Annotated in this window: 11 protein-coding genes and 2 pseudogenes; 7 read left to right on the top strand and 6 right to left on the bottom strand. The window is 66.2% G+C overall.

Translation table 11 applies throughout. From position 1 onward, the window contains the following. Window positions 1–280: 280 nt before the first annotated feature. The gene (locus tag ACZK3J_RS20045; RefSeq protein ID WP_005419568.1) at window positions 281–733 is read left to right on the top strand and encodes a PA2169 family four-helix-bundle protein; all 453 of its coding nucleotides are present in this window, start codon (window positions 281–283) and stop codon (window positions 731–733) included. Window positions 734–818: 85 nt separating this feature from the next. Here ACZK3J_RS20045 and ACZK3J_RS20040 read toward each other — a convergent pair whose 3' ends face one another. After that, the gene (locus tag ACZK3J_RS20040) at window positions 819–2,309 is read right to left on the bottom strand and encodes an MFS transporter (protein WP_478476205.1); all 1,491 of its coding nucleotides are present in this window, start codon (window positions 2,307–2,309) and stop codon (window positions 819–821) included. 107 nt (window positions 2,310–2,416) lie between these two features. Between ACZK3J_RS20040 and ACZK3J_RS20035 the strand changes: the two genes are divergently transcribed. Both ACZK3J_RS20035 and cml read left to right on the top strand, forming a co-directional pair. Continuing rightward, window positions 2,417–3,322, top strand: coding sequence for a LysR family transcriptional regulator (locus ACZK3J_RS20035; RefSeq protein WP_032128595.1), 906 nt, complete (start codon window positions 2,417–2,419; stop codon window positions 3,320–3,322). A 198-nt stretch (window positions 3,323–3,520) separates the two neighbouring features. Continuing rightward, window positions 3,521–4,708, top strand: a complete 1,188-nt coding sequence (gene cml / locus ACZK3J_RS20030; RefSeq protein ID WP_478476204.1) for a CmlA/FloR family chloramphenicol efflux MFS transporter — start codon at window positions 3,521–3,523, stop codon at window positions 4,706–4,708. Between the two features lie 66 nt (window positions 4,709–4,774). On the opposite strand, the pseudogene ACZK3J_RS20025 reads toward cml, so the two are convergent. Beyond that, window positions 4,775–8,084, bottom strand: a pseudogene (locus tag ACZK3J_RS20025) (autotransporter domain-containing protein). A 188-nt stretch (window positions 8,085–8,272) separates the two neighbouring features. Here ACZK3J_RS20025 and ACZK3J_RS20020 point away from each other — a divergent pair. Together ACZK3J_RS20020 and ACZK3J_RS20015 are read left to right on the top strand one after the other, a co-directional pair. Beyond that, window positions 8,273–8,473, top strand: a complete 201-nt coding sequence (locus tag ACZK3J_RS20020) for a hypothetical protein (protein ID WP_049462007.1) — start codon at window positions 8,273–8,275, stop codon at window positions 8,471–8,473. 124 nt (window positions 8,474–8,597) lie between these two features. Then, complete coding sequence (locus tag ACZK3J_RS20015; protein ID WP_032128579.1) at window positions 8,598–8,948, top strand: VOC family protein; 351 nt, start codon at window positions 8,598–8,600, stop codon at window positions 8,946–8,948. A gap of 15 nt (window positions 8,949–8,963) precedes the next feature. On the opposite strand, the gene ACZK3J_RS20010 is transcribed toward ACZK3J_RS20015, so the two are convergent. Next, window positions 8,964–9,584: a TetR/AcrR family transcriptional regulator gene (locus ACZK3J_RS20010; protein WP_049461995.1), complete on the bottom strand. Its 621-nt coding sequence runs from the start codon at window positions 9,582–9,584 to the stop codon at window positions 8,964–8,966. Window positions 9,585–9,710: 126 nt separating this feature from the next. Here ACZK3J_RS20010 and ACZK3J_RS20005 point away from each other — a divergent pair. After that, window positions 9,711–11,183, top strand: a pseudogene (locus tag ACZK3J_RS20005) (MFS transporter). A gap of 10 nt (window positions 11,184–11,193) precedes the next feature. Here the strand turns inward: ACZK3J_RS20005 and ACZK3J_RS20000 are convergent. The 3 genes from ACZK3J_RS20000 to ACZK3J_RS19990 form a co-directional block, all read right to left on the bottom strand. Further along, window positions 11,194–11,499, bottom strand: a complete 306-nt coding sequence (locus tag ACZK3J_RS20000) for a KGG domain-containing protein (protein WP_032128582.1) — start codon at window positions 11,497–11,499, stop codon at window positions 11,194–11,196. 135 nt (window positions 11,500–11,634) lie between these two features. Then, window positions 11,635–12,309 carry a CerR family C-terminal domain-containing protein gene (locus ACZK3J_RS19995; protein ID WP_049461997.1) on the bottom strand — a complete coding sequence of 225 codons (675 nt, stop codon included), beginning with the start codon at window positions 12,307–12,309 and terminating at the stop codon, window positions 11,635–11,637. After that, complete coding sequence (locus ACZK3J_RS19990; RefSeq protein ID WP_049461998.1) at window positions 12,302–13,558, bottom strand: M24 family metallopeptidase; 1,257 nt, start codon at window positions 13,556–13,558, stop codon at window positions 12,302–12,304. Before ACZK3J_RS19990 ends, ACZK3J_RS19995 begins: the two co-directional genes overlap by 8 nt. 207 nt (window positions 13,559–13,765) lie before the next feature. Here ACZK3J_RS19990 and ACZK3J_RS19985 point away from each other — a divergent pair, with 207 nt between their 5' ends. After that, complete coding sequence (locus ACZK3J_RS19985) at window positions 13,766–15,250, top strand: DUF4434 domain-containing protein (protein WP_049461999.1); 1,485 nt, start codon at window positions 13,766–13,768, stop codon at window positions 15,248–15,250. Window positions 15,251–15,254: the final 4 nt, after the last annotated feature.

Genomic DNA, 15,254 nt, shown 5'->3' with positions numbered 1-15,254 from the left:
ACGTGGAAGCAGTGGCATGTGCTGTTGCTGGTGCTTGCCATCGCACTGTTGGTGACGCTGATCATCGTCATCGCGCCATGGTGAATCGTCGGCGTTCTGCTCAGGTACCGTGAACGCGGAAATGCGACGGGATGAAGGAGTCAGGGCGCGTTGAGGGTGGTGATGCATGCATCAATTCGTACTCACCCAATCGGCACATTCAAACCTCCACAGTGGTCCCGAAGGCAACGCACTCGCGCTGTCATTCTCCATAGACCATCGAGCACACAGGAGCGATTCCATGAGCACCCAGTCCACCATCGAACACCGCCTCAACGACCTGATCGAGATTGCCCGTGATGGCAAGTCGTTCTACGAGGAAGCTGCGACCAAGGTGAAGGATGCCGAACTGTCGGCCCTGTTCACTCGTATTGCCGGCGTCAAGGGCCGCATCGTCGCCGCACTGAGTGGCTCCGTTGCTGCCAGCGGTGGCAAGCCGGCCGAGCACGGCACCGTGGTCGGTTCGATGCAGCAGTTCTATGGCAAGGTCCGCGCTGCATTCGGCGACACCAACTATGGTTACGTGGCCGAGCTGGAAGAGTCCGAAGACCGGCTGCTTGGCGCGTTCAAGGACGTGCTGAAGGATAACGAACTGCCGCCGGCCGTGCGCCAGGAAGTCACCCAGCTTCTGCCTGAAGTGCAGGAGTGCCATAACGTGATGCGCGCTCGCAAGCACGCCATGAAGGCGGCCTGACGATCATCGGCGGCCTTCTCCCCGGGGCCGCCACGGTCGGGGCAGCGTGGCTGCCCCGGCCATCTTTGCAACCAGCGCTCCAACATCATCGCCGCGTGGTGCTACGGCCCAGCAGCAACACCGCAAGGCTGGCCAGCAGCGCGGCGATGGCCGACGTCCACAGTGCACTGGCAAATCCATGGCTGTAGATCGCCTGTGCGAAGGCGGCGGTGCGCGCATCGGCGAAGGTGCCGGTAGCGATCGCATCGGCCATGGGCAGTACGTTGCGCGCGGGAACCGCCGCGGACAGTGCGCGGCGGATGCCCAGGCTCAAGGCACTGGACAGTACGGTGAATCCGAGCAGGATGCCGACAAAGCGCGTGGTCGCGCTGATGCCGGAGGCCATGCCGGCGCGCTCGCGCGGTGCCGCGCCGATGATGGCTTTGGATGTCTCGCCATTGAGGATGCCGCCGCCGGCACCGATCACCACCATTGCGACGAGTGCCAGCCACGGCAGGTGCTGCCACGCGGCCAGTCCGGCCACGGCATTGCCCGCGGCGGTGACCGACAACCCGATCGCCAGCACCGCCGGACTGGTCAGATGACGACCGAGCCGCCGGCCCACGCTGGGAAACAGCAGCATCGCCGCAGCGAACGGAAGCATGCCAGCACCGGCAGCCAGTACGCTCAGGTCGATGCCGTTCTGCAGGTACTGCGGCAGCATCGATGCCATCACCTGTGCGCTGACCGAATAGCCGACCATGGCAATGAGTGCGCCGACGAAACGCGGACTGGCCAGCAGCCCGAGATCGACCATGGGATGTGACCGTGCCCGTTCAACGATGACGAAGGCAACAGCCATGATGACGGCCAGGCCCAGCCCAATCAGCGCCGGGGCCGATGTCCATCCTTCTGCCAGTCCTTCCACCAGGAAGAACACGATGCCGAAGATGGCAGCGCTGAACGTGATGATGCCGGGTGGATCGAGCGGGCGGACCACGCTGTCTGACGACTCGGGTATCCAGCGCAGCGTGCCGTAGCCGAGCAGGCCCAGGAACGGCAGGATCGCGACGAACACCGCGCGCCAGCCCCAGAGTGCGGACAGCACGCCGCCGATCAGCGGTGAGAGCACCATCATCACGCCCATGGCTGTGCCCCAGAACGCCCATGCGGTGTCCTTGGCGGCCCCCTCGTGGTACGTGTGGCCGATGATCGACAGCGAGGGTGCCAGCAGAAAGGCTGCACCAATGCCCTGCAGAGCCCGCGCCAGGTAGAGCAGGGCAGCACCGGGCGCCAGTGCGCAGAGCAGAGAGGTGAGGGCGAACAGGCTGATGCCGATCAGCAGCACCCGGCGGCGGCCGTAGCGGTCGGCGACCGCACCGGCGGGCAGCAGAAGTGAGGTGAAGGACAGGATGTAGGCACTGATCACCCACTCGATATCCGCGAATCCGGCGTGCAGGTCACGTGCGATGCTGGGCAATGCGACCGCGACGGCATTGGTCTCCAGCACGGTCATCGTGCAGCCCAGCGAGGCCACCAGCAGGACCGAGTCAGGCAGCGTGTGCCGTGCAGGCGAAGGGGGAGGAGAGGGCGGCACCGGTCACTCGCAGGAAGGGGAGGACGGCCATTCCATCAATGATCGGTGTTTGTTTCATTCTCGGTGTTTTCTGGTTACGTTAGCTTGAACCTAACGAAATGCCGCCCATGGAACGCCGTCACCTGGAGTACTTCGTCACCCTGGCCGAGGAGCTGCACTTCGGTCGTGCGGCCCTGCGCCTGGGAATTGCCACTCCCACGCTGAGCGTGCAGATCCAGGACATCGAGCGTCGGCTTGGCACGCGCCTGTTCGACCGCGGCCGGCGCGAGGTGCTGCTGACCTCGGCAGGCGAGGTGTTCCTGGCGGAAGCCCGCGATGTGCTGCGCCGGTTCGAACAGGCTGAAACCCTGGGCCGGCGCGCGGGGCGGGGTGAGATCGGCAAGATCGAGATCGGTTACGTCGGCTCGGCGCTGTATGCCGGAGCATTGCAGGATCAGCTCAGCCGGTTCCGCAGCCGCTACCCGGGCGTGGAACTGCAGGTGAGCGAATGGCCGATGGGCGAGCTCCCGCAGCTGCTGCAGGAAGGACGGGTGGATGTGGTGTTCTGCCGGCCTCCGATGGATGTGCCCGACAGTTTCGGCGAACACACCCTGGTCGAAGACCAGTTCTGCGTGGCCCTGCCGGAAACCCATCCGCTGGCGCAGGCCCGGTCGCCGGTGCAGCCGGCGTCATTGGCCCGGGAGGGTTTCGTCATGCCGGAGCAGCCGGTGGGCGCAATGGAAGTCGGGCGCCGCGGCGGGTTCATTCCACGTATCCGTTCCCAGCCCGGGCATCTGGCGGCGGTGTTGGCCGAGGTGTCGGTCGGCGTTGGTTCGGTGGCGATCGTGCCATCGGTACTGCAACGCACGCTGGTGCTGCCCGGAATGATCTATCTGCCACTGGCGGGCCCCACCATCGTCTCGACCATCGCTGTGCAGTACCGGCGGGCAGAGACTTCGCCAGTGGTGCGGCGGCTGATCGAGCAGGTGAAGGAGACACCGTGCAGGCGCATCGACATGTTGCCCCTGGCCTGAGCGCCGCGCGGCAGGTGGACGATTGCTACACTGGTGCCACCTGCATTCGCATTCGATGGACACCATGAACAACGGGAACGGTCCGCAGACAGTTCGCTGAGCCGCAACAACGATGCAGACGTTGTTGCGGTGATCATCCCTGCGATGCACGCGAATTGGATGGATCACCGCCGGATTCACTCTGGGCGGAGACTCCCCATGTTCAATCGACAGGCCCCGCGTTGGGCCCACCCGCTGCCATCGGCCATTGTGCTGATGGCGCCGTTCGACCTCCTGGCCTCGCTGGCCATGGACATCTATCTTCCTGTGGTGCCGATGATACCGCAGGCATTGCAGACATCACCGACGCTGGTGCAGCTCACCTTGAGCATCTACCTGCTGGTACTTGGCCTCGGCCAGTTGCTGTTCGGCCCGTTGTCCGACCGCATCGGGCGGCGGCCGGTCCTGTTGCTGGGGGCGTTGCTGTTCGCGCTTTCGTCGTTCGCGCTGGCCATGTCCAGCAGCGGCGCAGCATTCCTGGCCTGGCGAGGCGTGCAGGCGGTGGGAGCGTCGGCGGCACTGGTGGCGACCTTTGCCACGGTGCGTGATGTGTATGCTGATACAGCCGAAGGCGCGTCGCTGTACGGGCTGTTTGCCTCGATGCTGGCCTTCGTGCCGGCGCTGGGACCGATCCTCGGCGCGCTGCTGGCAGGCGCCTTCGGCTGGCGCGCGATCTTCGTTCTGCTCGGCGTACTGGGCATGATCGCCGGCATGCGCGCGGTACGGCATTGGCAGGAAACCCGCCCGCAGTGCCGGGACGCGTCGCGACCCGCGCTACGACGCATCCTCGGCAGCGGCGCGTTCTGGGTCTACACGCTGGGCTTCAGTGCGGGCATGGGCACGTTCTTCGTGTTCTTCTCGGTCGCGCCCCGGCTGCTGGTCGGGCGCATGCAGTACTCGCCGCTGTCGTTCAGCCTGGCCTTCGCCACGGTGGCGCTGGTGATGATCGTCACGGCGCGGATGGCGAACGTGTGCATTGCCCGCTGGAACGCACGCGGTACCTTCCTGCGTGGCCTGTGGGTGATGGTGGCCGGCGTACTGCTGATGGCGTTGGCCGCAGCGTGGCCTCCCTCGTTCGTCGGAGTGGTGCTGCCCATGTGGGGCATCGCGGTGGGGCTGGTGATGGTGGTTTCGGTGGCTGCAAGCGGCGCGCTGCGTGATTTCGCCGATGCGTCAGGTACGGCGGTGGCCCTGTACTACGCCGTGCAGAGCCTGATCGTGGCAGGCATCGGCACGCTGGTTACCCTCGTGCTGCCCGGCGATACCGTGTGGCCGCTGGTGGCCTATGGGTTGCTGTTGCCACTTGCCAGCCTGGCAGGTGCCGCCGCGCTGCGGCATCGCGCATAACGCTGGGTGGCGGGCAAAAAAGGGGGCGGCCGCAAGGCCGCCCCAACCCGTCAAGAGAGCACGTGTTTAGAAGCGCACAGACCAGCGTGCGGTGGCGCCATGGTCGCGGCTTTCACTGCCGAACTGGCCGCTGTAGCCCAGCTCCAGCTGCTGCCGCGGGGTCAGCCATGCCGACAGGCCCAGCTCGGCCACCATGGCGTTGTCGGCAATTGGTGCGCCCTCGACCGCGAAGGTGCTGCTGCTGTTGGCGAAAGCCAGGTTGGCCACCTGGCTGCGGTCGCCAGAGGCGCGGCGATAGCCCACGCCACCGCGCAGGTGCAGCCAGCTGTCCTGCTGGAACGAGGCCTTCAGGCCCTTGTCGAAGCGCAGGCCAGCGGTGGCGATGGTGGTGCCGGTGTCGTCCACCTTGCCGTGCAGTGCGGCCGCGCCGCCACGCTCGTTGATCTGCTTCAGGTCCACTTCCACGCGGGCGACCTGCAGGTACGGCTCCAGTCCGCCTTCCGCATTGCCGAAGCGGTAGCCCGCTTCGATGAAGGCCTGGCGCGTACGTGCGTTGTAGCGCGCGCTGAGGCTGTCGCTGAAGCCGGCGAAGGCAACATCACGCGTGCTCTTCACTTCGTTGCGGCTCCATGCCACGCCACCACGCAGGCCGAAGCCGCCCCAGGTGTGGCTGGCATAGGCGCCGAAGTGCGTGTTGTCGATCTTCGACTTGGCACGACGCTCCTGCTGCTTCACGTCGGTGCGGCCTGTACCGGCCAGCACGCCGATCTGCCAGCCACCGAACTCGCGGTCGATGCCGACCAGCAGGCCGTTGCTGTTGGCGTCGGTGCGCGCGGTGTTGCTGTTGCCATCCAGCTTGCTGTTGCCGCCCAGTGCCTGCACCCAGGCGCCGGTGGCATCACCCGCATCGGCACCGGGTGCGGTGGCACCGGCACGACGTGACAGTGCGGCATCGCGCACATAGCGGCTGCCCTCGAGCAGGGCCAGCGCCGTGGCCGGATGCAGCTCGCCGCTGAGGCCATCGAGCACGCCACCCACCTGTTGCGGGAACAGTTGGGTCAGCGGCTTGGGCAGGCCCTGGTTGATCGCCAGTCCATCGGCCACCGCCGCGGCCGCACGCTGGTTCGGCGTGGTGGCGGCGCTGGCGAGCGAGGCACCCCGGGTCACGTCGATGCGGGTGCCATTGGCGCCGTAGGCCAGGCTGAACTGCAGGAACGGCGAGAACGCGCTGAAGTCGGTTTTCGCGAACTGGCCGCTGACACCGCCGTCGGCGCGGATGAAATTGAACTGCTCGCCGAGGTAGTAGGTACCCGGCTCCGGCAGTGCGACCAGGGTGCCGCCGAGAGTGGCGGTGCCGGTTACGTGCAACTGGTCACTGCGGCCGCCCGGGGCAAGTTCGGCGGCATAGACGCCGGTTGCGCCCTGCACGTAGTTGCCGTTGATGGTCAGCGTGCCGATCGAATTGCCGGGCGCGATGATGCCGTCCACACGGGTGTTGCCCAGCGTGCCGATGCCCTTCAGCAGGCCGTTGGCACCGACCGTGGTGGTGCCGCCGGTCTGCGTGCCGTTGAAGGACACCACGCCACCGTTGACCGTCAGGTTGCTGTCCTTCAGCAGGCCGCTGCTGCTGACCGTGCTCACGCCTCCGGTGGTGTTCAGGGCGGTGGAGACCAGCGAACCGTTGAGCAGGAACTGGCCACCCTGGACTTCGACCGCTGACGTGAGTGTGTTGGTGCCGTTCAATTCCAGCGTGCCGTCCTGCAGTACTGCGCCGTTGAAGGTGTTGCCACCACTCAGGCGCAGCCAGCCGATGCCGGACTTGGTCAGCTTGCCGGGGCCGCCGATGTCGTTGGTCCAGTCATCCCAGGCATCGCCTTCCCACACCTTCAGGCCACCGGCCTTCTGGTTCATTACCACGTTGGTGTCCACGCGCAGCGAGCCGTAGCCTTCGATGGCCTTGCGCAGGTCGACCATGCCCCAGCCGTAGATCGGATCGATGCCTGCTGCACCCAGGTCGCGTGCGGTGGTCAGCAACACGTCGCGGACCTGGGCGTTGTCCAGATAGGGGAAGCGCTCCATCAGCAGGCCGAGCGCGCCGGTGATGTGTGGCGCCGCCATCGACGATCAGGCGGACATAGGCGGAAGTGTTCTCGACGCGACCCTGGATATCACCGGACACAATGGTGCTCAGGATGTCGGTGCCCGGTGCCGAGATGCACCAGTTGGCGGCAACGCCGCAGATGCTGGAACTGCCATCGATCACGTAGTCGGTTTCGCCCGCAGCAGCGTTGGGCCGGCGGACGTTGGCCACGGCCAGCCAGTACGGTTCAAGTTCCGGCTTCCAGCGCGGCATGGCGGCCGTGATTCCGGCGACGGCGCCACTGCCGTTACCAGCCGACCACACCTGGATGAGGGTGGAGGAGGGGGCATCGCCATCGTTGGCGTAGATGCTGCCATACACGCCGTAGCCGTCACCGATCGCTGCATACTGTGCATCCAGCGCGGCAGCAGTCATGTTGCGGGTAGAGATACCCCAGCTGTGGTTGATGGCGCGCACGCCCTGCGCCTGGATCTGCGCATACATATCCAAGGTAGCGGTGTCATCGGGATCGGTGCGATATAGCGCGCGCGGACGATAGAAGTTGTCCGGATCCAGGCGCCACTCATAGTAGGTATCACCAAACACACGGGCTGCGGTCAGGTTCGAACCGAATGCTACGCCATGCATGCCTTTGCCATCGCGGTTGGCACCGATGGTACCCAGCACGTGGGTGCCGTGGTCGGCGTAGCTGAAGCCATAGGGCTGGCCTGCCGCGATCAGGCGTGCGGCCAGTGCGGCGGGAACGCCGGGGCCAAGGCCGTAGTAGTTGTAGCCTGGCTGCTCGCCACGGGTTTGTTCGCAGGCACCGGTACCGGCCACCACGCCTGGCGTGGCGCAGTCCGCGCCGATGGTGATGCTGGACGTATTGCGCCCCGCAAATTCCTGATGGGCCAGTGCCGAGCCCGAATCGAACAGGGCAAGACGTACGCCCTGGCCGGTCAGTCCACGTGCATAGGCGTAATCGGCCCCCATCGCACCCAGCCCCCAGTCAGCGTTGAATTCATCGCTGCGCCAACTGGCTGCATCGCCGGGGTTGCCGAGAACGGACGTGTTGGCCGCCGCTGGCGTGGTGGCCGTCGGTGCTGCGGACGCGCCGACGCCTGGTTGCGCCCAGGCCGCCTGCAACTGGCGCTGTTGTTGCCAGACCTCGAATGAGTCGTTGGCCATGGCGGGCAACGTGCTGGCAAGCAGCAATGTGCTGGTGACCGCCAGCGCGAGGCGGCTGTGCAGGGGAGAACGGGAGTGGGACGAACGGCCGTGCAGCGGGTGATTCATCGGACAACTTCCTTGATTGACGGACAACAAGGCCGTTAACCCCGCAGCGCGCCGATCCCCCCCAGTGGTGTGAAGGAAATTTAATGAACAGGTTAATGTTCCGTGACACGGGCGTTCACTCCATCTCCCGGAGGCCTCGCTACCGTGGCCCGGCCTGGGCTCACCAGGCTTATCAAGGAGTGATGTCGATGCGTACTTTCAGGAAAATGATCGCGGGTGCGGTGTTCGCCTTGGCCTGCAGCGGTTCGGTTGCTGTGGCTGGGCCGATTCCGCCATGCGATCTTCCCTGTTGGAAGGCTTACCAGGCGTGTCTGTCCGGTGGCGGTGATGCGATGGAATGCCAGTACGAATACGATCGTTGCATCATGGATCGCTGCGGCGCTGTGTAAGCAGTGGCAATGCAGGATTGATGACGAGCCCCGTCCCTGACGGGGCTCTTCTGTTTCAGCGCCGCCCGCTTGCAGGCCATGCACGCAGCGGCGAGGATGGGGAATCGCATCGGAGCCGCCGCACATGGCCGTCAAACGTGTCGTCGCCAACATCGCCACGCCTGACCCTGCGCGTGCTGCAGCGTTCTATGGCGAGCTGCTGGGCATGCCGGTGGTGATGGACCACGGCTGGATCGTCACCCATGGCGGCGAGGGCAGCGCGCTGGCGCAGGTCAGCTTTGCCACTGAAGGGGGATCCGGCACGGCGGTGCCGGATCTGTCGATAGAAGTCGACAATCTGCAACAGGTACTGGAGCGCATGCGCGCGGCCGGCATCCCGCTGGAATATGGCCCGGCCGATGAGCCCTGGGGCGTGCGCCGCTTCTTCGTCCGTGACCCGTTCGGGCGGTTGTTGAACATCCTTGCCCACACCTGAGCGGCAGAAAGTCTGTCAGCGCCGTTTGGCACTGGTCGGTGGCACGCCGACCATGCGCAGGCAATCATCCACCACGGCGGCGATGAAGGCATCGGCATTCTGTGCGGGTGTGGCGATCAGGTCGTCGGTGGCGCCGTGCACGCCGGCATAGATCAACGAGGCGGTGACTTTGGGCGCTGGAAGCTGCCACAGAGCTGCGGCATTGCCTGCTTCGAGGATGCCCAGCAGTTGCTGCTGGATCGCATTGCGTTCGGCATTGCCACGCTGGTGGTGATGATGGTTGGCGTACACCACGTCGTGCAGTGCATGGGTGCGCACATAAAGTTCGATGTTGGCGCGGATCCAGGCGCGCAGGCGTGCTACGCCATCGCTGGCCGGGTAGCGCTGCACGGCGTGGTCGACGCCTTCCATGAAACGCTGGGTATAGCGCTGCGCCAGCGCCTGCAGAATCTCGGTGCGCGAGGCGAAGTAGGTATAGAAGGTGCCCTTGGCAACGTCCGCTGCGGCGACGATGTCGCTGATGGTTGTGGCATCCACTCCCTTTGACAGGAACAGCGCCTGCGCGGCGTCCATCAGTTCTTCCTGGCGGGTTTCCGCAGGTTTGGTGCGAGGCCTGGCGACAGCTGGGGTCTGCATGTGGGAGGGATCCGGGTGCGACGGGAGCCATTCTAGCTGGCCTGTGGCACCGACTGACCGTCAGTCATTGACCGACGGTCAGTCAGTGGCTACGATGCGTACACATCCTTCCCCCGGGAACCGTACATGCGACGTTTCCAGCGGCCGGCCCTGGTGCTGGCGGCCTACCTCGGCACATTCCTCGCCTCGCTGGACATCAGCATCGTCAACGTCGCCCTGCCGACCCTGCAGCAGGCGTTGAATACCGACATGGCCGGCCTGCAGTGGGTGATCAATGCGTATGCAATCGCGCTGTCGGCGTTGATGCTGTCGGCGGGGCCGCTTGGGGACCGTTACGGTCATCGGCGGATGTGGCTGCTCAGCGTCGCCACCTTCACGCTGGGGTCGCTGCTGTGCGCCTGTGCCGGCAATCTTGCGACCCTGGTAGCCGGGCGTGCAGTGCAGGGCATCGCCGGCGCCTTGTTGATTCCCGCCGCAATGCCGATCCTCAGCCACGCGTTTCCCGATGCGCGCCAACGTGCGCGTGCGATCGGTGGCTGATCGGCGTTCAGTGCGCTGGCCCTGGTGCTTGGCCCGCTGCTGGGCGGCGTGCTGGTACAGCGCGTCGGATGGCCCAGCATCTTCCTGATCAACCTGCCGTTGGGCCTGCTCGCACTGGCGCTGGGCGCCTGGGGAATTCCGGAGCGGCGGCATCCGCAGCACGCTGCGCTGGACCCTGCCGGGCAGCTGCTCAGCATCGTCGCGCTGGGTGCGCTGAGCTATGGCCTGATCGCGATCGGCGCGCATGGCCTGCTTGCCCCGGTGACGCTGCTGGCGCTGGGCGTGGCAGCTGCCGGGTTGATCCTGTTCGGCATCGTCGAACGCCGGGTGGCACGCCCATTGCTGCCGCTGGACCTGTTTGCCGACCGCCGCTTCGGCATGTTCAACCTGGCCTCGTTCGTCCTGGGCTTCACTGCCTATGCCAGCCTGTTCTTCCTGTCGCTGTTCTTCCAGCAGGCGCAGGGGCACAACGCTGCGCTGGCAGGCTCCCAGTTGGCCCCGCAGTTCCTGTTGATGGGTGCCGTCTCGCTGTTGTTCGGGCGTCTGGTCGCCCACCTCGGGCTGCACGCCGCGCTGGTGCTGGGCTACGCCCTGGCTGGGGTGGCGCTGTGCGCGATGGCCACGTTCGAACCGGCTACTTCGCACGCTTGTTCCAGTGCTGTGCTGGTGCTGCTTGGCATTGGAATGGGGCTGGCAGTGCCGGCGACCGGCATGGCGGTCATGGCCAGCGCGCCGGTCGAGCGCGCGGGTATCGCCTCAGCCACGATGAACGCGTTACGTCAGGCAGGCATGAGCCTGGGCATCGCGCTGCTGGGCAGCCTGATGGGCCAGCGCGCCGTGCAGCAGTTCGCCGCGTCCGCGCAGGCGGCCGGGCAGCGGGAGCTGGCGGCACAGGCGCGCGAACTGATCCTGCAACCGGGCTCGATGCACGCCACGCCGCAGATGCTGACGTGGTATCGCAGTGCGATGGCCAGTGGTTTCGGATGGGCGATGGCTGTGGCCGGTGCGCTGGCCCTGCTTGCGGCGCTCGGGCTGTATCGGCAGCGCGCTCCGGCCTGACGCGCTGCATTCAGCCCTGCTGGCGTTGCGGACCCGCTGCCGTGCGTTCGATCTCCTGAGGCTGTTGTTGCTGCTGGCGCGCATTGGCGTGGCGAGCGTGTCCACCTTCACGACCGATCTCGGCCATGTGCTGGCGGTTGCGGCTGATCGCCTCGCCGCCCTTGCGGCCTGCGACACGTGCCTCGGCCGGACTGAATTCATGCGCGTTGCCGGAGGCATGTGCGGCGCGCCCGCCCTTGGCCGCGATCGCGCGCTGCTTTTCCTGGTCCATTGATGCGAAACCCCGGTTGGAGCTGCGCGGGTTCTGCTCAGTCATGTGAAATCTCCTGCGGTATGGGGGTCGCCTTCGTAGACGACGGCATCCATGCTTGGCCATCGCACGCTAAGTCCAGGTCGCCATCTTGGCCCTGGTTTTCACGCGCCCTGCGCACGGGGCTGATCAGGCAGCCATTCAGGCGGGCGCTGCCTTCGCTGCCGCCAGTGCCATGCCACTGACCACCGACCCGATCGTCTCTACGTCTGCCAAGGGAGCTCCCTGGTTCAGTCGCGCCTGCAGAGCTCCGTGGGAGACGGCGAAGACGATCGCTTGGCCGAGCAGTGCGTGGGTACGCAGCACCGTCTCGGCGCTGGATGGTTCGCTGCCGCGCAGGCACGCTACGCACGCGGCCAACGTGGTGTGCAGGGGTTCGAACAGCGTACGGTGGGCACTGGCGAACGCCGCCGTCGGTTGGATCTGTTCGCGCGCCAACAGCAGCGTGCGTGGACCCGCATCCGGCGCCGACAGCAAGGCATGGACGAATGCCCGCATCAACTGCTGCAGCTGCTGCGCGGCCTGCCGCGCGCCGCTGGGTGGCGTTGCCGGCAGCGGCAATCGCTCGGCAATGGCTTGAGCGCAGCGCTGCAGTACGGCGGCATACAGTTCCTGCTTGCCACCGAAGTGATAGGGAATGGCTGACTGGCTGCAGCCGGCCATGTCCACCAGCTGGCGGGTACGCACACCCTCCACGCCGAACGCGCTGAACAGCTGCAGCCCCGCGTGCAGCAGTCGGGCTCGGGTCTGCCCGCTGCGCGTCTCGGCCGCGCGCCGCCGTGCCGGTGTCTGCAGATGGGCGATGAACTCAGGCATCGGCCTGCATCAGCCATGTCGAGTTTTCATTGAGCGCGGTACCCGCTTCCGCGCCGACGATGACCGTACCGCCGATGTTGGCCATGTGCCGGCCGAATGCACAGTTCGGTTCGAAGGCGAAGCACATGCCGGCCTGCAGGGGCAGTTCGCGCCCGACAGTCGGCAGCGGCGCGATGTGCGCATAGCGCGCGGCCTCCGGCAGCGCTTCGATGCCCGGTGCACGGCCGAAGCCAATCGGTCCATAGGGGTTGAGGCTGTGGACCAACGGATGCACGTGCCAGCCGCCCGCCTCCAGCAGGGGCGCTTCCATCGCGTCGACGACATCGCCGAAGGTATTGCCCACGCGCAGTGCGGACAGGCCTGCTTCGTAGCTGCTGCGGGCGACGGCAGCGGCGCGATGGATGTCGTCGTGCACCTCGCCAATGGCAACCGCGGCCTGATGCTGGGTTTCCATCAGCCCGTACAGTGCGAAGATCTCCGACAGCACCAGGTCACCATCGCGCAGAATGCGCGGCGGCTGCGCACGATACTGCCAGGCGGGTGGTCCCCAGCCCACATACTCGGGACCCGAGCCGAGCAACACCTCGGCGGTATAGCCCCCCAGCGAGAAACAGGCGGCGGTCACTGCGGCAACCAGTTCGGCTTCCGAAACACCGGGGCGAGCAGTGGCACGCAGCGCCTCGCTCATGGATTCACCGATCCAGGCGGCATGCGCAATCAGCGCCAGTTCCTCCTGGCTCTTTACCGAGGCGCGCTGGAAGAACGCACGATATACCGGTACGAATTCCGCGTTCGGCACCGCCGCCTGCATGCCCTGCAGGGTGCGCGCGGGCATCGCGCCGTCGAAGTAGAACGGTGGATAGGGCTCCAGCCCCAGCACGCCGATACGTGCCGTGTGCAGGCCACATTGCTGCAGCCAGCGGCCAACCTCCAGACCGGATTTTCCAACCCACAGCTGTTCGGGTGCGATCCACTGCAGGTCGCCGCGCAGGCAGGCCTGCAGGTGGTCGGCAATCATCAGCGAGGCAAAGGTGAACACCCGTGGCGGCTGGTCGCCGACGAACACCACGATCGAGCCGGGCCGGTCATTGGTGAAGTAGCAGTCCGGCGAGAACCCGGCCGGTGCGGCGGCTTCCCGGTCGCCATGCACAACCAGGGCATCGAGGCGTTCACTGGCCATGAGGTCGCGGGCCAGGGCCCAGCGGCGGTCGCGTTCCATCAGGCTGAGCGGTGCGGGCGGCGTGCGCATGAGGAGTATTCCAGGGGAAGGAGCGCGCAGGCTCGATCACGCAGTTGAATGAATCAACCGCTTGAATCGGCATTGCACGTGCGCTGCTGCGGGGGCAGCTGAAGTCGGCGATTGCGCAGCGTTGTCGATGATCGTGATGGGGCCACCGTTGCTGTTGATAGGATGCGCAACAACGCCACTCGCCTGGCCACGACAGGGACGTAGAACATGAACAGGATTGGACTGATCGCAGTGCTGGCCTGTACCGCTCCCGTCCACGCAGCCAGCCCTCTGTTGTCCGGCAGCTTCGTCCACGTTGGCTACTCGGGCAGCGACGAACAACTGCCGGCCGCGCAGTTGCCGCTGTTCCTGGATGAACTGCAGGACCTGGGCAACGACACGATCATCCTCGGTCAGGTGCGTGCCATCCGTGCCGGCGTGGGCTGCGCCAGCGGCGTGCAGGATTTCGAATGGATTGCCGGCTTTCCCGGCAAGCTCGGCACCGTGCTCGATGCGGCGGCCGCGCGCGGCATGAAGGTCGTGGTCGGCACCACCTACAGCTCGGGGCAGTGCGCCACCTTCTGGCAGGGGCAGAACGCAACGGCCGTGGCACAGGATGCGGCGCAGTCGCTGGCCCAGCTGGGCCAACAGTACGGATCGCATCCGGCGTTCGCGGGCTGGTACATCACCGACGAGCCAGCACAGGTGCCGGCTGATCGCGCGCCGTTCTACCGTGCGATCGTGACGGCGCTCAAAGGCAGTACACCCGCGCGGCCGGTGATGGTGGCCCCCTACCTGGCGTCATCCAGCGTGGGTCCGGCCAGTGTGGGCCGGGCTGCTGCACAGTTCCGTACGGCCACCGGCGTGGATGTGCAGATCTGGCAGGACGGCATCGGCGCCGCCTCGCATGCACGCCTGTTCCAGTGGGATCGCCCAGGTCATTCCACCGAGGCGTATTACGAGGCGCTGTCGGCGGCGCTGGGGGCCAGCGGCCTGTGGGCCGACATCGAACTGTTCAACCATGGCAGTCCCTTGTTCCTGGGAACCGGCAACGGATTGTCCGGTGCCTATCGCTCCGCGTCAGTGCAGCGCATCAACCAGCAGTTGTGGAGCGCGCGTTCGGCCGGCAAGCGCGTTGCCTGGCTCAACCAGTACCACATGTCCGAGGTGGTCGGCCCCGGCCAGGGCTATGCCGAATCTCCGCGGTTGATGAACACCTATCGCGGGCTGTATGGGCTCGGTGCGTCCTACAGTGTCGATCCGGTGCAGACCACCTACAGCTACAGCGTGGCGCCGGATGCAAACTATCCCGACAGCACCGGGCATGAACTGTTCGATCGCCGGGTGGGGGATCCGCGCAACCCGATGGATGCCGGCTGGGTAGGCGTGCATGGCAACGCCAGCATCACCATCGACCTGGGCCAGCGCCGGCGGGTGGACTGGATCGGCCTGCATACGATGACCCGCCCGGCGTGGGGCATCGTCACGCCGACAGCTGTGGAGGTGATGTGTGCCGAGCCGGGCGCCGCTGCGGTGAAGATCGGTGTGCTGTCGGCGCCATTCCCCCAGGCCGGACTGAGCGGTTCGACCGAAGAGGAATACGTGCTGGGCAACGCCGCGCCGCTGGCCGCGCAGTGCCGTACGCTGGAGCTGCGGTTGGCCAATGGCAGCTGGACGTTCCTCAGTGAAATCGAGATGGCGGCCGAGCAGTAAGCGC

The sequence above is a fragment of the Stenotrophomonas sp. 86428_Sma genome (assembly GCF_056481585.1).
The sequence above is the reverse complement of the archived record's forward strand: the minus strand, read 5'-3'. Positions and strand labels throughout refer to the sequence as shown.